The following is a 17,416-nucleotide window of genomic DNA, read 5'->3' on the forward strand; positions in this document are numbered from 1 at the left end:
AGCACGATGAGCAAGCACACCTTCATCCTCAACGGGAAGCCGGTGTCCGTCGACGTCGACGACAATGTGCGGCTGCTGTGGGTCCTGCGCGACGTCCTCGGCGTCCGCGGGCCGAAGTACGGCTGCGGCATCAACGTCTGCAAGGCCTGCACGTCGCACTTCAACGGCAAGGCGTTCAACCCGTGTTCGGTGCGGGTCGCCGACATCAAGGCCACCGACGAGATCACCACGATCGAGGGCCTGCCGGACACGGTGAAGGCCGACCTGCACCCGATGCAGGAAGCCTGGCTGGAGAACGACGTCGCGCAGTGCGGCTACTGCCAGCCCGGCCAGATCATGGCGGCGGTCGCGAAGGTCAAGGAGGCCAAGGCGAAGGGCCGCGAGATCAACGACGCCGACCTGGACGAGATCCGCAACGTCTGCCGCTGCGGCACGTACTCCCGGATCCGCGAGGCCATCAAGGCTGGGGCGGCGAAGATGTAAGGGCTCGTGAGTGTTCATCCCGGTTAGAACCGGGATGAACACTCACGAGACCCCGCGCCGTCCCCACACCGCCACCCAGCATCATCGCCGCCCCGAGCAGCTGGGCCAGCCCCAGCGCCTGCCCCAGCAACAGCCACGCGAGCGCTGCCGCAACGAGGGGCTCGGCCAGCGCCAGCACTCCGGCCAGGGCGACCGGCAGTCCGCCCAGCGCGTGCAGTCCGGCCAAGTACGGCAGCACGGTGCCGAAGACGGCCAGAATCAGCAAAGCCAGCCACACCGGGATCGTCGTATCGCCCAGCGCCGCCGGGTTTGACGCGATCTTGAGAGTCCATAATGGACTTACGGCGAGGGTTGCCAGCGCCCCGATCACCAGTCCCGCAGCCGTCATCCCGAGCGGATCGTGCCGCTGCGCCCCGCGTTCGCCGAGCAGGAAATATCCGGCGGAACAGACCGCCGACGCTAATCCCGCGGCGACGCCAAGAAAGTCCAGCCGCGCGCCAGGTCCGAGCCCGGCGATCAGCACCAGTCCGGCGATCGCCAGCGCGATTCCCAGCCACACCGCCACCGGCAGCCGCGTTCGCCGGACGACGCGCACCCACAGCGCGACCAGCACCGGCGACAGGTTCACCAGCACCATCGCCACCGCGACCGGAATCCTCGACACCGCAACGAAAAAGAACAGTTGGACGCCCGCGACGCCGAGGAATCCGTAGCCCAGCGGCAGCCATAGTTCAGCGCGCCGGAACCGCAACGCTCGCGGACGCAGCAGCGCGACGGCGGGGGTCAGCAGGACCGCGGCCAGCCCGATCCGCACCGCGGTGACCGCCGCCGGGCTCCAACCCGCGTCCAGGACCGCCTTGGCGAGCGGACCGGAACTCGCGAACAGCACCCAGGAGACCAGGCTCAGCCCGGTCGCCCGCGCGGTACCGCCCCGGTCGGCCATGTCCGCATTCTGCGTCCCGGCCCGGCTGCCGAGCCACCGGTTTTCCGGGTGCGACGCGGGTCACATCCGGAGTTGTCACATCCGGCGGGCGGCCGGCATCTCATGGGCATCCGCTTCACCGCACTGGAGGATCCGATGAACGCACGCTTCGACATGATGACCAACGACCTCGGCAAATCGCTCGGCAAGCGGTTCGCCGGGCTGAGCATGCTCTTGCGCAATTCGTCGCTGCCGACGCCCACGCAGGAGCTGGTTTCGCTGCGGGCCAGCCAGATCAACGGCTGCGGCTTCTGCACCGACATGCACACCAAGGACGCCGCCGCGGCGGGCGAGACCGCCGAACGGCTCCACCTGGTGGCGGTCTGGCGCGAGGCGACCGTGTTCACTCCCGCCGAGCGGGCCGCGCTCGCGCTGACGGAGGAGGGCACCCGGATCGCAGACGCCGGCGACGTTTCCGACGCGACGTGGGCGCAGGCGCGCGAGCACTACGACGACGATCAGCTCGCCGCGCTGGTCATGCTGATCGGGCTGATCAACGCGGCCAACCGGATGAACGTCATCGTGCGCACGCCGGCCGGGCAGTACCAGCCGGGGCAGTTCGCGAACGCCGGCTGAGGCGAACACGGGACGCCGCCGGGCAACGGTGGGACTCGGCGGCGACCCGTGCGCTTACCAGGCACGGGGTGACCCGTGCGTCTTCGCGGGCGCTCACTCGATCCGGGCGATCGGCGCGCCCTGCTTCACCACCTCGCCCTCCCCCACCAGAAACCGCACCACACCAGCGGCCGGAGCCGGTACCTCCGCGTCGACCTTGTCCACCGCGACCTCCGCGAGCAGCTCGCCCTCGCGGACGGTCGCGCCGTCCGTCGCGAACCAGGTGGCGAGGACTCCCTCGCCGTCCGGGTCGTTGTCGGACAGGACGGGGAACGGGACGTCGGTCATGCGCCCACCAGGTCGAGGACGGCCTGACGGATCCGCACCGGTGTCGGCAGCACCGCGTACTCCAGCGGTCGCGCGTACGGGATCGGCACGTCGGGCACCGCTACGCGCACGGCTGGGGCGCGCAGCAGACTCGGGTCCCGCTCGACGACGCGGGCGATCACCTCGCCGGACAGGCCGAACGACAGGTAATCCTCGTCTACCACCAGCAATCGGCCGGTTTTGCCGACTGAGTCGAGGATCGTGTCGGTGTCCAGCGGGACCAGGCTCCGGAGGTCCACTACCTCGCAGTCGACGCCCTGACCGGCGAGATCGTCGGCGACGTCCAACGCGTGGTGGACCGAGAGCGACAGCGTCACGATGGTGACGTCGCTGCCGGGGCGCACGACGTTCGCCTTGCCGATCGGGACCTCGTGGTCGCCTTCCGGAACCAGGCCGATCGACCGGCGGTTCTTCGCCATCCACGGCAATCCCATGACGCCCTTGTGGAACAGGTACACCACCGGGTTGTCGTCGCGGATCGCGGAGGTCATCAGGCCCTTGGCGTCGGAGGGATTGCTCGGCACGACGACCTTCATCCCGGGCAGGTGCGCGAATGTTCCCCATAGGCACTGGGAATGTTGCGCACCGTCGGAGTAGCCACCGCCGACCGCGGCCGTCAGCACCATCGGCACCGACACGTTCCCGCCGGACTCGTAGTGGATTTTGGCCATGTGGTTGTAGATCTGGTCCATGCACACGCCGAAGAAGTCGACGAACATCAGCTCGACGACCGGCCGCAGTCCCTCGACCGCCGCGCCGATCGCGGTGCCGATGAACGCGGTTTCGGAGATCGGCGTGTCGAGCACCCGGCGCGGGCCGAACTGGTCGAGCAATCCCGTGGTGGAGCTGAAGATCCCGCCGTAGGACCCGACGTCCTCGCCGAGCACGAACACCCGCTCGTCGCGTTCCATTTCCTGCGCGATGGCCTCGACCATGGCCTTCGCGGTGCTGAGTTTCCGCCCGGCGGGCGCGGAGGGTTCGGTGAGCGTCATTGCTGCTTCTCCTCGCTGTGTCGTCAGGCTCGCGCGAACACGAAATCCAGCGCGGTGGCGGGGTCCGGCTCGGGGCTTTCTTTGGCGAACGCGATCGCTGCTTCGACTCGTTCGCTGGCCGCTGTTGTGCATTCCGCGACTTTCGCGTCGTCGAGATCGCCGTCGGCGCGCAGCTGGTTCTCATAAGTGGGCAACGGATCCCGGCCGGGCACACCGTCCAAATCGGACCGATAGCCCTGTGCGTCGCCCTCGAAGTGGCCCCACAGCCGCAGCGTGTGCACCTCGATCAGACTGGGTCCTTCGCCAGCGCGAGCCCGCGCGACCGCCTGACCCGCCGCTTCGTGGACCGCCTCGACCGAGTTGTCCTCGACGCGCACGCCCGGAATCCCGTACCCCGCGGCGCGGTCCGCGTTCGACGTGACGCACGTGGACGCGCTGCGCGGCACCGAGATGCCCCAGTCGTTGTCCTCCACCACGAAGATCACCGGCAGCCGCCACAGCGCCGCGAGGTTGAGCGATTCGTGGAACGCGCCTTGGTTCGCCGCGCCCTCGCCGGTGACCGCCACCGCGACCCGGTCCGTCCCGCGCCGCTGGAACGCGAGCGCCTGCCCGAGCGCGGGCGGGTAGCCCTCGGCGATGATGCCGGAGCAGGAGAAGTGCACGGCGGGGTCGAACAGGTGCATATGCCCGCCGCGGCCGCTGCCCAGTCCAGTTGTCCGGCCAAATATCTCAGCGGTCATCCGGTGCAGGTCGACGCCGTGCGCGACGGCGAAGTGATGCGGCCGATGCGTCGCGGTGACCGCGTCGTCGCCGGTGAGGTGCGCGCAGACGCCCGCCGCCACCGGTTCCTGCCCCGCGGAGAGGTGCATCTCGCCGGGGACGAGTCCCGCACCGATGTCGAAGACGGGTTTCTTGTCGGCGTGGTACTCGCGGAGGATGGCCTCCTCGTAGGTGCGGATCAGGACCATCGTGCGGTACAGGGCCAGCCTGTCCTGCGCTTCCATGGGACCTCCCGTTCGCTCTGGAGGCCACTTTCGCCGGGCGCGGTCCGGCGGACAACGGGCTGGATTTCAGATGGTGATAACTGGCCGGTTCAGCGGGTGACGGCCAGTGCTCGCGACACCCGCTGAGCAGCCCGACGCAACGACTGCAACGGCGCAGAGCCGAGCCGCCGCGCAGGCAGGGAGATCGCGACCGCACCCAACGCACCCGGCGTACGGACCGTCGTCGCCAAACACGCAGTACCGAGCAAATACTCCTCACGATCATTGAAAACATCACCGCTCTGCGACAACCGCTGCTCCAAGACCCGGCTGTCGGTGATGGTGTGCGGCGTGAGGTCCGCCAGCTGGTGCCGCGACAGATAATCCCGGCGGCCCTCGCTGTCGAGGCCGGACAGGATGCACTTGCCGAACGCCGTCGCGTGCGCCGATTCGTGCACGCCAACCCACAGGTCGACCGACGGCGCGGTCGGGCCGTCGGCGATGTCGATGAGCTTGATGTCTCCGTCGGCGTACAGCGAGAGGTAGGCCGCGCCGTGCACCTCGTCTCGCAGGGCACGCAGCACCGGGCGGATCTTCGGCAGCAGCGCGTGCAGCGAGGTGTGCTGGCGCAGTTCGCTGACTTGGCTGCCGAGCGCGTAACCGTCGTCGAGTTTGCAGAGGTAGCCCTCGTGGACGAGGGTGCGCAGCAGGTGATACGTCGTGGGCAGCGGCAGCCCGACGGTGCGCGCGAGCACCTTGGCCGGCACCGGCCGTTCGCTCGCGCCGACCGCGTCGAGCAGGTGCAGCGCGCGCTGTACGGACCCGATCAAGGTCGGCTCAGCCGCCATCGCCGTCACCTCCCTGCCGGCTCCAGCATGCGCTAAGGCTCTGACCTGGGCAAGAGCAGTTCCGCCGGACGGATCACGGGTTTCCGCAGAAGGTCCGTTCGGCGACGAACGGGTCCGGCGGCACGGTCACTCCGGTCCGGTGCACGGCTCCGGTGAGGTTGGCCCAGAACCGGCCCGGCGACATCGGCTCGCGTGTCGAGCGCTGGATCTCCGCCAGATCCCCGCAGCTCAGCGCGTGCCGGGCGGCGGCGACCTGGTCCGCGGTGATGTCCGCGCGCATGGCGAAGTTGCCAGGGCTGAGGACCGGGGCTTCCGGGTCCGCGTAATCCGCCAGCAGCCACGCGTTGCTCAACGGTTTCGAGTGTCCCGGTTTCACCGTCGGGAATTCGAACCGCGCGCCGATCGGGTTGGCCAGGCCCCAGAAGTCGACGACACCGACATCCACCGGTGACATGGCACCGACCGTCCCCAGATATACCCCGATGACCATCGACTTCGACGGGACGTCCTCGCGCAGGCGCGCGGTGAGGATGTGCTCGCGCGGGTCTTCGTAGATCAGGGTGCGCGGGCTGACCGCGTCGTTGAGATATCTCATCCTCGGCGTGAAATCCGCCGATTCGGTGGGATACAGCTGGCCGGTCCAGGCGTGGTAGTAGCCGCGTTCGTCGTCGATGAGCTTGCCGTCTTGCGGGACGAACTGTCCGATGCTGGCGCAGAGAACTGCCCAGGCCAGCAGGACGGCGCCGATCACGCGGGTGTTCTTCGCCGCCGGGAGCACGAGCACCGGCAGCATCAGCAGGAAGAAGATCGGCAGCACCATGCGCGCGTGCATGTAGTCGCCGCCGACCTTCAGCAGGTATCCCAGCGACAGCACACCGGCGACCACCGGGGTGAGGGCGACGATCCGATCGGTGCTTTGTTTCCGCAGCACCCCGGCGAGCAGGACGGTGCAGAGCACCAGCGGCAGCCACAGCAGGTACGGGTTCGCGAAGTCGCCGACGTAACCGAATCCGCGTGCCCAGAAGGATTCGCTCGCGTTCTTGGTGAGCGCGGGCATCGGCACGAGGATGCCGTAGAAGCCCATCCGGAAGATCTCGTAACCGACCGGCAGCGCCCCGGCGGCGGCCACCGCGGCGAAGGCGACTCGCCAGGTCGGCTTTGTCACGACCCAGAGTGCTACCAGGAACACCGCTGCGACCAACGTTTGTTCGGGACGGACCAGCGGGCCCAATCCCATCACGAACGCCGCTGTGACAACGAGTTTGCCCGGCTTGCTGCCGCGCAGTCGCACAAGCAGCCACCAGCACAGCGCCATCCAGAACGTGTTGAGCCCGGTCTCCAGCCCGGACGTCGCGTACTGCCACACCGGCCGCACGCCCAGCAGCACGAGGACGCCACACGGCACCATGGCCGCGACGTGCCCGCCGTGCAACCGGGTCGTCGCGCTGACGGCGAAGCCGAACCCGGCGGCGGTGAGCAGCAGGCCGAGCATCCAGGACAGCGTCGAGGTGTCCGACTGGCCGAACACGAATCCGGCGAACGCGAGCAGCCATTGCCACAGCGTGCTCGTGGACGCCTCGGCTCGTTCGCCGAGGTTGTAGACCGGACCGTTTCCCGCGAGGATCTGCTCGACGATTCTGGTGAAGATGAGAGCGTCGTCGCAGATCCAGCGGGTGAAATAGCCGAGAATGGCGATCAGCAGGATGGACCCGATGACGATCCAGCTATTTCTTCGCCTGTTGTTTCGGATGGAAATCGGCTGATTTACGGCGTGCGGAAGTACCCTTGGCATGGTGTTCATGTGAAAGTCCTCGCTAAAGAGTGCTATGCGGTATGGCGACGGTAGTCGGAGATTCCGGACGCGATCAGCGCCACGATGCCCGCGCCCACCAGCGACACCTGCACTAGCTCCAGTACCTCGAAGTCGGCCGCGGCCATGGCGGCTTTGAGGACAAGCGACTGGATCAGCACGAGCGCACAGCACGCCGCGAGCGAGAACGACCAGGCGGGAGAGCGTCGCCGGAAAGCGAAATAGGCCGGAATAACGAGCGCCGCCGCCCACGCAAACCAAGAAAGCCCGCGCAGTTCTGATTCACCGAAGAAGCCGAAGTAGAGTGCCGAAGCCGTGACCCCGAGCAAAGCAAGCCACCATTTCCGCGCGGACGGCAGCGGTGCGCTGAGGTGGAATCCGGCGATCATCAGCAGCAGCGGCAGCCATTGCGGGATGAAATAGCCCAGCAGATCGGGGCTGAAACTGAAGGAATACTGATACAAGAAGGCTGCGAATCCGGCGATCAGCACAATGCCGGCGGCTGCTCGCGCGGTCCGACGTCGCCCGGCGAAGAGGAGCGCGAGAGGCACGACGGCCGCGACGGCCAACGCGACGTCGCGCCAGATTTGCTGGGCAGACTGCGCGGCGTAGAGCGACATGGCGGCTTCGACCGGGGATCCGGGTGCCGCGTAGAGGCGGCTTGTCCGAGAAAAGCCGAGTGCGTCGTATAAATCGTGACCGAGAGAGAGGGCGCCTTTCATGACTCCCCAGAGGAGCCCGAGCAGCGCGACCAGGCGAACGGTGTCGCCGAAAGCGACCACACGAGCCGGGGCTGAGCCAGCGGCCAATCGAGCGCGCAGGCCCAGACCCAGCATCGAGAGCAGTTCGCGAGCTTCCGCGAGGCGCCCGCCGCCGGCCTCCCGCGCGTCGAGCAGGGCGCCGACCAATTCTTCCTCGCGGTCGGCGCGGTACCAACAGGGAAGAAGCCGCACCATCCGGCGGCACTGGAGTTCTGGAGCGGTCATGATCCGCTCCGTATTCCAGCCGACCGATCGACGCACCGGCAAGAGCGGAACAAGACCCGCACCAACTGACCGCACTGAAGCTCGGGAGCGATCATGCCCCGCCCCCGAGCGCCCAGCCCCGCGCCCGCAGCACCGAATCCGCCGCGGCGGCGTTCGCAGCCAACCGTCGGGCTTGTTCGGCCAAAATCCGGCCACCGAGGTCAGTCAGCCGGTAATACCGGCGCAGCCGGCCCTGGTGGATCTCCTCTTTGTCCCGCTCCGCCCATCCGTCGGCCACCAGCCGGTCGAGCACGCCGTACAGCGTGCCGACCCGCAGGCGGACCCGGTTTTCCGACAGCTTCTCGACGGCCTGGACGATGCCGTAGCCGTGTTTGGGCTCGTCGGCGAGTGCGGTGAGGATCAGGAAGACCTGCTCCGACATGCCTCGTTCGGTCACCCGTCCATATATATCACGTCGCGATATATATGGGTGTCCGAGCCAACGGGCTAAAGCTCGGCGACGGCGGTCCCCTCCAACTCGACCAGCAAGGTCGGGATCGCCAGCCGGGTCACGCCGAGCATCGTGGTCGACGGGGCGACCCCGGCCGCAGCCAGCCGTGCCGCGAGGACGCCGTAGTGCTGGAAAAGCTGGTCGACGTCGGTCGTGTAGACGTTGAACCGGACCAGGTTTCCCAACGACATGCCCGCTTCGGCGAGTACCGCTTCCAGGTTGTCCAGGCTCAACGCCACCTGCTTCGCCAGGTCCCCGGCGTGCTGCGGGTCGCCGTCGCCGTTCATCGCGGTCTGCCCCGCGCAGTACAGGGTCCGGACCGGCCCGGACACCAGTTCGCCCTGGTTGTATCCCATCGCCGTCGACCACGCCCACGGGTTGACAGTCGTTCGCTCCACCACTTGCTCCGTTCACGTTCTCAGCAGTACGCGGAGCAGCTTGGCAAGCAATACGCGACATCCTGTGTCGTGTATTAGGTAGAGTTTTCGCCATGCGCGCCGACCGGTTGGTCTCGCTGGTCCTGCTGTTGCGCCAGCGCGGTCGGCTGTCCGCGGCCACCCTCGCCCGCGAACTGGAAGTCTCCACTCGCACTGTGCTGCGCGACATCGACGCACTGTCCGCGGCGGGCGTGCCGGTCTACGCCGAGCGCGGCCGCAACGGCGGATTCGCGCTGCTGCCCGGATTCCAGACCGAACTCACCGGCCTGAACCACGACGAAGCGCTTGCCTTGCTGGTCGCCGGATCTCGCCGCGGCGCGCAGGCGTTCGGCCTCGGTTCGGCGCTCGCTTCGGCCATGCTCAAAGTGGTCGACGCGCTGCCGGAAAGCCATCGGTCCACCGCCGCGGGCGTGGCCGAGCGATTGCTCATCGACCCGGAGATCGACCTCCTCTCGCGCCGCGCGGTCGCCGAGGAAGTGCCCGACGCTGTGGTCGCCGAGATCCGCCGCGCGGTGTTCGCCGGACACCAGGTCCGCATTCGCTACCAAGCGGTGAATCAGACTCCGAAATGGCGCACAGTGCACCCGATTGGACTGGTCACCGTGCGAGAGCAGGGATATTTGCTCGCCACCCGCGACGGCGAAGACCGGACCTACCGGCTGTCCCGCGTGTTGGCCGCCGAAGAACTCGACGAACCCGCGCAGCGGCCCGATCGAGTCGACCTGGGCCGGGCCTGGCAGGAACGCAGCACGCGGTTCCGGAGCGGCGGCGACCAAATCGTCGCGCTAGTCCGAATTCGCCCGAAGCAGCGGGGAGAATTGGCGCGCACCGCGCTCGCCATTCACGCCGAAAAAACCGGTCCGGACGGGTGGATTCAGCTGGAGGCGACTTTCCAGGATTCCCGGCACGCCGAATGGGCGCTCTGGCAGCACGCGACGAACGCGGAAGTCCTTGCGCCGCAATCGTTGCGTACCGTGCTGCACGACCGCGCCGCCGCGATCACCGCCACCTACTCGGGGCCCGCCTGACCTGTCCGCAACGGCACTGCCAGCACCTTCCGTAGTTGTGCGGATACCTACTCACTGGTAAGTTACCCGCCAGTCGTGATCCACATCATGGTTCGAACTTCATGGTTCAAAGGGGAGTCATGATCCGGAAACCCGTCCGTGCGCTGATCGCCGCCGCCGCTCTCGCGATCACGTCCGCCGTCGCGCTGCCCGCCGCGGCTTCGGCTGATTCCTTCTACAGTTACGACGGCAGCACGCCGCTCTCGTCGTACGCCCCGGGCACCGTATTGAAGACGCGGACGTTGACATATCACGTCTTCGGCTTCCCGACTCCAGTACAGGCCACGCAGCTGCTCTACCGGACCGCCGACGCACAGGGCAACCCCACCGCGAACGTCACCTCGGTCGTCCGGAACCCGCTGGGCGGCAACGGAAAAGCCATCTCCTACCAATCCGCGTACGACTCGCTCGCCCCCGAGGACGCCCCGTCCCGCGCGATCGCGGGCGACGTCCGGCTCGGCGGCGTGCTGCCGAACGCCGAGTCGGTGCTCATCGCGCCGGCGCTCGCGCTCGGGTACAGCGTCGTCATCCCGGACACCGAAGGCCCGACCGCCGATTTCGCCGCGGGCCCGGAATACGGTCAGACCACTTTGGACTCCATCCGCGCCGCGACGCACGCGTCCGGCACCGGGATGACCGGATCCACCAAATTCGGCCTCCTCGGCTATTCCGGCGGTGCGATCGCGACCGGCTGGGCGTCGGCGATCGCCGGGAGCTACGCGCCGGAAGTCGAGAAGAACCTCGTCGGTTTCGCCGAGGGCGGAGTGCTCGTCGACCCCGCGCACAACCTCAAGTACGTCAGCGGCAGTCCGATCTGGTCTGGCGTGATCCCGATGGCGCTGATCGGCGTCTCGCGCGGTTACGGCATCGATCTCAAGCCGTACGCCAGCGAGTACGGCCTGAAAGTGCTCGCCGAGCTTGAGCACGCGTCGATCGCCGACGCGCTCGGCCACTACCCCGGGCTGACCTGGCAGAAGCTGGTCAAGCCGGAGTACGCGGACCCGGATTCGGTGCCGCCGTTCGTCGACGCGGTCAACAAGGTGAACATCGGCTCGGCCGCGACGCCGTCGATTCCCGGATTCATCGGGCAGGCCAACAACGGCGCGCTCGAAGGCACCGTCAGCAACGAGCCAGGCATCGGCACCGGCGACGGCGTGATGGTGGCCGGGGACGTCCGCGCGCTCGCGAATCAGTACTGCACAAGCGGAAACACCTCGATCAAGTACACGCAGTACGACGCGCTCAGCCACGCCACCGCGCTCCCGGTGTGGGCGCCGACCGCGATCGCCTGGCTCGGCGACCGGTTCGCGGGCAAGGCCGCGCCGTCCAGCTGCGGACGCATCCCGGCGGGGAACTCGCTGGACCCGGAGCAGCACACCGGGTCCTGACTGAGCGACGGTTCGGCGGCGAGCGTCACCGTCGTCGCCGAACCGCCCGCACACTGAGCACGTCCGCCCGGCCTGCCCCGAGGGCCTCGACCGCCGCGGACCCAGGCATGCGCAGGTTGGGCCTCGTGAGTGTTTACGCCGGTTAGAACCGGCATCGGCACTCACGAGGCCAATCGGTCCAGCTGCCGCACCACGTCGTCGGCCTCCTCGTGGTCCTCCAGCTCGAACAGCACCCGGTCAACCCCCGCCTCCGCGTACTCCGCCAGCTTCTCCGGATCAGCCCCGTACAGCGTCACCGGCACCTGACGACCCGCCCGCTCCCACAGTTCCGTGATCCGCGTGCGCAGGACGTCGATCGGGTACAGCGGCAGCGGGAGCCAGCCGTCGCCGCGGCTGAGCACCCGGTCCAACACCTTTACCCCCACCCCCCTCGACAAGATCGCGAAGGCCGCGGGCGTCAGCGCGCGCACGCTCTACCGGCACTTCCCGACCAAGGACGACCTGCTGACCGCGGTGCTGGAGGACTACTTCGCCGAGCAAGCGGAGCCGATCCGCAGCCGGGTCGAGGCCGAGCCGGATCCGCGCCGGGCACTGGAAATCGTGCTGGAGAGCGGAGTCGCCGCGGGATCCTGGCGCTGGTCAACGGAAACGCCCTCGCGGCCGAGATCGCCGGACGGCATCTGGGAGCGTTCGGCGAGGCGCTGTCCCGCGCGCAGGAATCCGGCGAGGTGCGCGCAGACCTGACTCTCGAAGATCTCCACTGCCTGATCACCATGGTGACCGCGGTCGCGGGCACGCACTGGCCCCGTTATCTCGCCCTGCTGCTCGACGGACTTTCTCCAGCGGCCGTCAGTGCTCCACTACCGAACGCCGGTTGAGATATCACGAAGAAAGCCCCTGCCCGCACGCCGGCGGACAGGGGCTTTCCCTTAGCTGCTAACGAATCAGCCGTCAGATTCGGCCGACGGAATGAACGCCCCCGGCACCTGGTCCGGCGCGAAGATCTTGTCCTCGCCCGGATACGGCTGGGTCCACCCGTGCACCTGGTACCACGTGAAGTGGTCCATCTGCGCGGGGTTGGCGTAGTCCGCCGTGGCGTTCGGGCCGGTCAGCTTCTGCTGCGACTGCCATTGCTGCCACTGCTGCGCCAGTTGCTGCTTGTCCGCGGGCACCGCCGCCGACGCCGCCGCGGTGGACGCCGTCGGGACGTTGTCCGTGCCGCACGACGGCGGGGTCTTCAGGCCCGCGGTCAGCGACGTCTGGTTCGGCACCGCAGTGAACGGCGTGGTGTCCGGCTTCTGCGTGAACGCGGTCGCCATCGGGGTGGCCGCGCTGTCCTTCTGGTTCATCGGGTGGATCCCGAGGATCTGCTCGATGGTGCGGATCATGGTGATCTGCGAGTAGTACCGGCTGTCGGTCGCGCCGTGCTGGGCGTACGGGCTGATGACCTGGATCGGCGCCCGGTGCCCGTCGACGTGGTCCAGCCCGGCCTGGGAGTCGTCCTCGACCACGAAGATCGCCGAGTCCTTCCAGTACTGGCTGTGCGAGATCTTGTCGACGATCTTGCCGACGGCCAGGTCGTTGTCGGCGACCTGCGCGGCCGGGCTCGGCGGCCCGCCGGTGTGGTCGCTCGACAGCCAGAACATGTTCAGGTTGGCCGGGCCGTTCTTCTCGAAGTCGTTCTTCCAGATCTCGTACCGGTACTGGTCGGGCACGTCGGTGTCGAACTTCGGGAAGCCCGGCACCGAAACGCTGTTCAGCGACGGGATCGGCGACGACGAGACCAGCGGGTACGCGGTCGGCTCGCCGGTCGCGGCCATGTTCTTCGAGTCGCAGTACAGGTTCTGCCAGCTCGCGCCCGCGGGCTTGGCCAGGAACTGCTGGAACTCCCCGAAGTCGCGGACGGTCTTGCCCGCCGCCTGCGCCCCGCTCCACAGGAAGCCGCTGCGCTGGTGGCCCAGCGCGTCGTCCTCGGTGTCGTAGCTGCGCTTGTACTCGCCGGCGGAGGACTCGGTGTACTCCGGGTTGTCCGCCTGCATCAGCCAGTTGTGGCCCTCGGCCGAGTTCGTGCCGATGTCATAGGTGTTGTCGTACAAGCCGAACTGGTCGGCCAGCGCGTGCTGGTTCGGCGTGACCGCCTTGCCGAACTGCGCCAGCGCCGGGTTTCCGTTGCCCTTCTGCATGTCGCCGAAGAGCTGGTCGTACGTCCGGTTTTCCTTGACCAGCAAGAAAACGTGCTTGATCGTGGACGGGTCGCCGAGGCGCTGCGGCACCGGAACCGGCTTGACGTTGCGGTTGCCGTTCGCCTTCTGCACCGACCCCGGCGTCCAGCCGTTCTGCTTGAACACCTGAGCCGTCTGCGTCCAGGTCTGCCAGTCGGTCGGCAGGGTGAACCGCTGCAGGCTCGACGTGGTGTCGTGCGTGGCGTGCCCGGCCGCGGTGGTCGGGCGGCGGGCGTCGATGCCGCGGGTGTTCGCGACAAGGATGTTATTGCCCGACGCTGAGATACCAGACGGGAAGTAGTCCGTCGGCAGCAGTCCGATGAAGGCGGCGGGGGCCTGCGGGAACCAGTAGCGGTAGACCGCGACCGCGTTCGCCCGGCCGAGGGTCACCAGCAGGTGGCCGTCGTCGGTGAGCGCGATGTCGGTCGGCTCGTAACCGACCTGCGCCTCCGGCCACGGCTGCGTCGCGATGGTCTGCACCACGACGTTGCGCTGCGCGTCGATCACCGAAACGCTGTCGCCGCCGGTGTTCGCCACGAACAGGGTGTTGTTCTTGGCGCGCAACGCGGTCGGGTGCAGCCCGACGTCGATGCTCTTGACCGGAGCGGCCGGGTTCGCCAGGTCGATCACACTGACCGTGCCGGTAGTCGCGGCCCCGGTCTTCGGGTCGGCGACGACGTCGGTGCCGTACGAGTTGATCGTGGTGTCGCCCGGCTTCGCCGCGCGGCCGCCCTCGTTGCTGACGTAGATCCGGTTGCCGATCCGGACCAGCGCGCGCGGCGCGTTGCCGACGGTCCAGCTCTGCTTGATCTGGCCGCTGGCCGCGTCGATCGCGACGACCCGGTTCTGGCCGTTCACCGCGGAGTACACAGTGGACCCGTCCGGGGAGAAGATCGCGCCCGCGGCGAGGGAATGCTTGGCCCCGTCAGCGGGAATCGCAACCCAGGTCGGGTTGGCGACGGTGCCGTCCGGGTTCACGTCGAACTTGCGGTAGCCGTCGATCTGGCCCAGCCACAGCGTTTTGCCGTCCGGCGAGTACGACGGGCCTTCCTGGCCGACGTCGTTGCCGGGCAGCTGCAGGTCGGCCTTCTTGTCCTTGCCGACGAGCTGCTGCACCTTCCAGCTCTTCAGGTCGACGATGGTCAGCGCGATGCCGCCGTCGGTGGTCAGCGCGGCGAGGTGGCTGCCGTCCGGGCTGACCGTCGAGGACATGATCTTGCCGTTCGGCAGGACCAGCCGCTCGCCGATCGGCTTGAGGTACTGGTCGCTGGAGATGGTCAGGCCGTTTTGGGTTTCCTGGCCGACCTGGTCGTTGCCGAACTGCTTGGTGGAGGCGAGGCCGATGCCCGAGCCCGCGGCGACGAGAGCGACCGCGGTCGCCCCCGCCGTGACGAAGCGCAGCTTGCGGGATCTGCGGAGTTCTTTCTTCCCGCCACGCCTGCGACGGCGCGTTACTTGCATGTCCTCATCCCTTCGTGGAGGAGAGCAGTTCGACGTTGCCGTCGAACTGCCACAGCGGGTTGGGCCGGTCCCCTTCCGGGGTCCGCACCTGGAAGTAGCCGTTCACTTCCTTCGGTCCGTCGCCGTCGGCGACATACCGCCCGTCCGAGGTGACATCGAGCTGGTAGATCGCCTGCCCGGTCGCTGAGATACCAGGGAGATGCCAGGTGACGACGCAACGCCAGTCGTTGCCGGGGCCTTCGGCCTCGACGAGGCCGCCGCCCTTGGTGCATTCCGTGCTGGCCGCGAGTTGCTCCTCGGTGACGTCCGGACGGTGCAGTTGTGCGGCCTGGATGCGGTAGAGGTGCGCGAATTCGGTGGACAGCGACTGCTGCAGCTTGGCCTGGTCAATGCCCGAACCCGACGCCGGCGTAGCGACCGCGACGACTGCCACCGTGACGCCGACCAGCGCGGCCAGCGGCAGCAAGCCCGCGGTTAGTACACGACGACCGGCACCGTCATATGTCAGATCGGTGAAGTCGCGTCTCACGAACAGCACGTAGGCCAGCGCAGTCGCGACCGCTGCCCATACCAGGCTCACCCCGACGCCGATCAGCAGCGGACCGAGCTGGGCCGGGTCGGTGAAGAGACCGTTCCACGAGATGAACGCGTACGTCGGCAGCGCGAGCCGGACGACGACCGGCAGCGGCAGCAACTGCGCCACCGCCATCACGAGCGCGACCACCGCGGGCAGCAGCAAGCCCATCGGCGACCGTCCTAACGCGACAGAGCCGAGCAGACCGATCCCAGCCAGGGCAAGGGTCGGGGCGAGCACGCAGATCCAGGCGAGGATGACCTTCACCGCCGCGTCGCCGGAAGAAAGCAGGTGTCCGTCGAGCCCGATCAGCGGCTGCCCGCCGACCGCGACGAGACCGCCGACCGCGCTGGACACCGCCAATCCGAGGACCAGCAACAAGATCACCGTGAGGCTGGCGAGCGCTTTCGACACGAAAATCCGCCGGTACGACCGCATTGCCACCAGCAGGTGCCGCCAGGTGCCGAGCCGGTCCTCGGCGGCGAAGACGTCTCCGGCGACCAGCGAGGTCAGCAGCGGAAGCGCGTAGCTGCCTGCGAAACCGAGCAACACGAGCGGCCCGGCCCAGCCAGTCTCGTTCATCAGGCGGCCGAACAGGGTGTCCACCGGCAGGTCGCTCTGCTGGCTGACCGCGGCGACGAACACCGCGGGCGCGAGCCAGCAAGCGAGCAGCAGCACCCGGATCCGCCACTGCGACAACAGCTTCACCAGCTCGAACCGGTATCCGCGGCCCAGCCCGACCGGACGGACGGAGGCCTGCTGCTCGGCCGGAGCCTCGGTGACGGTCATCGCTTGTCCTCCTGCTCCGTCAGCTCCAGGAAAGCCGCCTCCAGCGGCGAAACGACCGGAGCCAGTTCCCGAACACCGATGCCCTTGCCGACGACGCGCGCGACGAGGTCGTCCAGGGCGGGCACCAAACCGCTCACCACCAGGACGTCGGCCTGTCCACGAGGCGTTTGGGTGTCGTCGATCCGCAGGCCGGGCACGTTCTCGGCGATCTCGCGCGCGGCCTTCTGGTCCGAGGTCACCAGGCGGTAGGCCAGCTCACGGTCCTCAGCGGACAGTTTCGCCAGCGGGCCGGTGAAAACGACGCAGCCCGCGAACAGGATGGTGACCTCCGAGCAGAGCGCTTCGAGGTCGTCCATCCGGTGGCTGGACAGCACCACCGCGGTCCCCTCGTCGGCGAGCCGGGTGAGCACGCCGTGCACGTGTTTCTTGCCCGCCGGATCGAGACCGTTGGCGGGTTCGTCGAGGACCAGCAACCGCGGTTTGGTCAGCAACGCGGCGGCGAGGCCGAGGCGCTGGCGCATGCCGAGGGAGAACCCGCGCGCCCGGTCGTCGGCGACGTCGGTGAGCCCGACCTGCGCGAGAAGGTCGTCGAGGTCGACGGTCTGTCCGCGCAGCGAGGCCAGCGCGGCCAGATTCTGCCGCGCGGTGAGCGAGGGGTACAGCCCCGGCCCGTCGACGAACCCGGAGATGCCGTCCGGGGTGGCGAGCGCGCGGCCGACCGGGCGGCCGAGGATCTCGAGTTCGCCCTCGTCGGCGACCGCGAGCCCGAGCAGCAGTCCGAGCAGCGTTGTCTTGCCCGCGCCGTTCGGTCCGACGAGCCCGTGGATCTCGCCGTAAGCCACGTCGAGATCGACGCCGTCGAGCGCGATCACGTCGCCGAAACACTTGGTGATCGCGCGGGCCCGCACCGCGTCGCTGGTTTTCATGAATCCCCACTTTCCGAAGCCGTGAGGAACTTAGGC

19 protein-coding genes and 1 pseudogene are annotated in these 17,416 nt (G+C 68.2%); 6 read left to right on the plus strand and 14 right to left on the minus strand.

All coding sequences use genetic code 11. The features are described from left to right. The first annotated feature begins 6 nt into the window (after positions 1 to 6). Entirely contained in the window at positions 7 to 483 is a 477-nt protein-coding gene (locus D0D37_RS07255) for a (2Fe-2S)-binding protein (protein WP_037817840.1), read from the plus strand. On the opposite strand, the gene D0D37_RS07260 is transcribed toward D0D37_RS07255, so the two are convergent. Next, positions 458 to 1,426, minus strand: a complete 969-nt coding sequence (locus D0D37_RS07260) for an EamA family transporter (protein ID WP_116199741.1) — start codon at positions 1,424 to 1,426, stop codon at positions 458 to 460. The genes D0D37_RS07255 and D0D37_RS07260 overlap by 26 nt on opposite strands. A 135-nt stretch (positions 1,427 to 1,561) precedes the next feature. On the opposite strand from D0D37_RS07260, the gene D0D37_RS07265 reads away from it, so the two are divergent. Continuing rightward, on the plus strand, positions 1,562 to 2,041 hold the full coding sequence (locus tag D0D37_RS07265; RefSeq protein WP_116199784.1) for a carboxymuconolactone decarboxylase family protein: 480 nt from the start codon (positions 1,562 to 1,564) through the stop codon (positions 2,039 to 2,041). 93 nt (positions 2,042 to 2,134) lie between these two features. Here the strand turns inward: D0D37_RS07265 and D0D37_RS07270 are convergent, their stop codons facing one another. From D0D37_RS07270 to D0D37_RS07305, 8 genes are all read right to left on the minus strand, one after another. Continuing rightward, positions 2,135 to 2,368 (minus strand): biotin/lipoyl-containing protein, encoded by a 234-nt coding sequence (locus tag D0D37_RS07270; RefSeq protein WP_116199742.1) that lies wholly within the window; start codon positions 2,366 to 2,368, stop codon positions 2,135 to 2,137. Next, positions 2,365 to 3,399, minus strand: coding sequence for an alpha-ketoacid dehydrogenase subunit beta (locus tag D0D37_RS07275; RefSeq protein WP_116199743.1), 1,035 nt, complete (start codon positions 3,397 to 3,399; stop codon positions 2,365 to 2,367). Before D0D37_RS07275 ends, D0D37_RS07270 begins: the two co-directional genes overlap by 4 nt. Before the next feature lie 23 nt (positions 3,400 to 3,422). Further along, entirely contained in the window at positions 3,423 to 4,403 is a 981-nt protein-coding gene (locus tag D0D37_RS07280) for a thiamine pyrophosphate-dependent dehydrogenase E1 component subunit alpha (RefSeq protein WP_116199744.1), read from the minus strand. 89 nt (positions 4,404 to 4,492) lie between these two features. Further along, positions 4,493 to 5,230 (minus strand): IclR family transcriptional regulator, encoded by a 738-nt coding sequence (locus tag D0D37_RS07285; protein WP_116199745.1) that lies wholly within the window; start codon positions 5,228 to 5,230, stop codon positions 4,493 to 4,495. Positions 5,231 to 5,303: 73 nt separating this feature from the next. Beyond that, positions 5,304 to 7,031 (minus strand): ArnT family glycosyltransferase, encoded by a 1,728-nt coding sequence (locus D0D37_RS07290; protein WP_116199746.1) that lies wholly within the window; start codon positions 7,029 to 7,031, stop codon positions 5,304 to 5,306. Positions 7,032 to 7,054: 23 nt separating this feature from the next. Then, positions 7,055 to 8,026, minus strand: coding sequence for a hypothetical protein (locus D0D37_RS07295; RefSeq protein ID WP_116199747.1), 972 nt, complete (start codon positions 8,024 to 8,026; stop codon positions 7,055 to 7,057). A 91-nt stretch (positions 8,027 to 8,117) separates the two neighbouring features. Next, positions 8,118 to 8,462 (minus strand): PadR family transcriptional regulator, encoded by a 345-nt coding sequence (locus D0D37_RS07300; protein WP_244223419.1) that lies wholly within the window; start codon positions 8,460 to 8,462, stop codon positions 8,118 to 8,120. Between the two features lie 50 nt (positions 8,463 to 8,512). Further along, a complete protein-coding gene (locus D0D37_RS07305) occupies positions 8,513 to 8,914 on the minus strand; it encodes a RidA family protein (RefSeq protein WP_116199749.1) in 402 nt (133 codons plus the stop codon). A gap of 92 nt (positions 8,915 to 9,006) precedes the next feature. Here D0D37_RS07305 and D0D37_RS07310 point away from each other — a divergent pair, with 92 nt between their 5' ends. Together D0D37_RS07310 and D0D37_RS07315 are read left to right on the plus strand one after the other, a co-directional pair. Further along, the gene (locus tag D0D37_RS07310) at positions 9,007 to 9,981 is read left to right on the plus strand and encodes a helix-turn-helix transcriptional regulator (RefSeq protein ID WP_116199750.1); all 975 of its coding nucleotides are present in this window, start codon (positions 9,007 to 9,009) and stop codon (positions 9,979 to 9,981) included. Positions 9,982 to 10,100: 119 nt separating this feature from the next. Beyond that, positions 10,101 to 11,408: a lipase family protein gene (locus tag D0D37_RS07315; RefSeq protein ID WP_116199751.1), complete on the plus strand. Its 1,308-nt coding sequence runs from the start codon at positions 10,101 to 10,103 to the stop codon at positions 11,406 to 11,408. 161 nt (positions 11,409 to 11,569) lie between these two features. Here D0D37_RS07315 and D0D37_RS07320 read toward each other — a convergent pair whose 3' ends face one another. After that, a complete protein-coding gene (locus D0D37_RS07320) occupies positions 11,570 to 11,809 on the minus strand; it encodes an LLM class oxidoreductase (RefSeq protein ID WP_116199752.1) in 240 nt (79 codons plus the stop codon). Here D0D37_RS07320 and D0D37_RS47810 point away from each other — a divergent pair. Then, positions 11,748 to 11,912, plus strand: a pseudogene (locus D0D37_RS47810) (TetR/AcrR family transcriptional regulator); the annotation flags it as partial. The gene D0D37_RS07320 and the pseudogene D0D37_RS47810 sit on opposite strands and share 62 nt — an antisense overlap. Before the next feature lie 20 nt (positions 11,913 to 11,932). On the opposite strand, the gene D0D37_RS47815 reads toward D0D37_RS47810, so the two are convergent. Then, positions 11,933 to 12,169, minus strand: a complete 237-nt coding sequence (locus D0D37_RS47815; RefSeq protein ID WP_244223423.1) for a hypothetical protein — start codon at positions 12,167 to 12,169, stop codon at positions 11,933 to 11,935. On the opposite strand from D0D37_RS47815, the gene D0D37_RS46475 reads away from it, so the two are divergent. Next, positions 12,110 to 12,286 (plus strand): hypothetical protein, encoded by a 177-nt coding sequence (locus D0D37_RS46475; protein WP_425266906.1) that lies wholly within the window; start codon positions 12,110 to 12,112, stop codon positions 12,284 to 12,286. The two genes, D0D37_RS47815 and D0D37_RS46475, sit on opposite strands and share 60 nt — an antisense overlap. Before the next feature lie 66 nt (positions 12,287 to 12,352). Here the strand turns inward: D0D37_RS46475 and D0D37_RS07330 are convergent, their stop codons facing one another. The 3 genes from D0D37_RS07330 to D0D37_RS07340 are packed head-to-tail and all read right to left on the minus strand — an operon-like array spanning position 12,353 to position 17,380. Continuing rightward, positions 12,353 to 15,091, minus strand: a complete 2,739-nt coding sequence (locus D0D37_RS07330; RefSeq protein ID WP_116199754.1) for a bifunctional YncE family protein/alkaline phosphatase family protein — start codon at positions 15,089 to 15,091, stop codon at positions 12,353 to 12,355. Between the two features lie 4 nt (positions 15,092 to 15,095). Beyond that, on the minus strand, positions 15,096 to 16,454 hold the full coding sequence (locus D0D37_RS07335; RefSeq protein WP_116199755.1) for an ABC transporter permease: 1,359 nt from the start codon (positions 16,452 to 16,454) through the stop codon (positions 15,096 to 15,098). Next, positions 16,451 to 17,380, minus strand: coding sequence for an ABC transporter ATP-binding protein (locus D0D37_RS07340; protein ID WP_116199756.1), 930 nt, complete (start codon positions 17,378 to 17,380; stop codon positions 16,451 to 16,453). The genes D0D37_RS07335 and D0D37_RS07340 overlap by 4 nt, the downstream gene beginning before the upstream one ends. Between the last annotated feature and the right edge of the window lie 36 nt (positions 17,381 to 17,416).

Source organism: Amycolatopsis circi, from assembly GCF_003385235.1.
Lineage (GTDB): Bacteria > Actinomycetota > Actinomycetes > Mycobacteriales > Pseudonocardiaceae > Amycolatopsis > Amycolatopsis circi.

Coding starts and splice junctions, on each gene's coding strand:
- D0D37_RS07255 (WP_037817840.1), top strand. CDS start 7: ATGAGCAAGCACACCTTCATCCTCAACGGGAAGCCGGTGTCCGTCGAC.
- D0D37_RS07260 (WP_116199741.1), bottom strand. CDS start 1,426: ATGGCCGACCGGGGCGGTACCGCGCGGGCGACCGGGCTGAGCCTGGTC.
- D0D37_RS07265 (WP_116199784.1), top strand. CDS start 1,562: ATGAACGCACGCTTCGACATGATGACCAACGACCTCGGCAAATCGCTC.
- D0D37_RS07270 (WP_116199742.1), bottom strand. CDS start 2,368: ATGACCGACGTCCCGTTCCCCGTCCTGTCCGACAACGACCCGGACGGC.
- D0D37_RS07275 (WP_116199743.1), bottom strand. CDS start 3,399: ATGACGCTCACCGAACCCTCCGCGCCCGCCGGGCGGAAACTCAGCACC.
- D0D37_RS07280 (WP_116199744.1), bottom strand. CDS start 4,403: ATGGAAGCGCAGGACAGGCTGGCCCTGTACCGCACGATGGTCCTGATC.
- D0D37_RS07285 (WP_116199745.1), bottom strand. CDS start 5,230: ATGGCGGCTGAGCCGACCTTGATCGGGTCCGTACAGCGCGCGCTGCAC.
- D0D37_RS07290 (WP_116199746.1), bottom strand. CDS start 7,031: ATGAACACCATGCCAAGGGTACTTCCGCACGCCGTAAATCAGCCGATT.
- D0D37_RS07295 (WP_116199747.1), bottom strand. CDS start 8,026: ATGACCGCTCCAGAACTCCAGTGCCGCCGGATGGTGCGGCTTCTTCCC.
- D0D37_RS07310 (WP_116199750.1), top strand. CDS start 9,007: ATGCGCGCCGACCGGTTGGTCTCGCTGGTCCTGCTGTTGCGCCAGCGC.
- D0D37_RS07315 (WP_116199751.1), top strand. CDS start 10,101: ATGATCCGGAAACCCGTCCGTGCGCTGATCGCCGCCGCCGCTCTCGCG.
- D0D37_RS07330 (WP_116199754.1), bottom strand. CDS start 15,091: ATGCAAGTAACGCGCCGTCGCAGGCGTGGCGGGAAGAAAGAACTCCGC.
- D0D37_RS07335 (WP_116199755.1), bottom strand. CDS start 16,454: ATGACCGTCACCGAGGCTCCGGCCGAGCAGCAGGCCTCCGTCCGTCCG.
- D0D37_RS07340 (WP_116199756.1), bottom strand. CDS start 17,380: ATGAAAACCAGCGACGCGGTGCGGGCCCGCGCGATCACCAAGTGTTTC.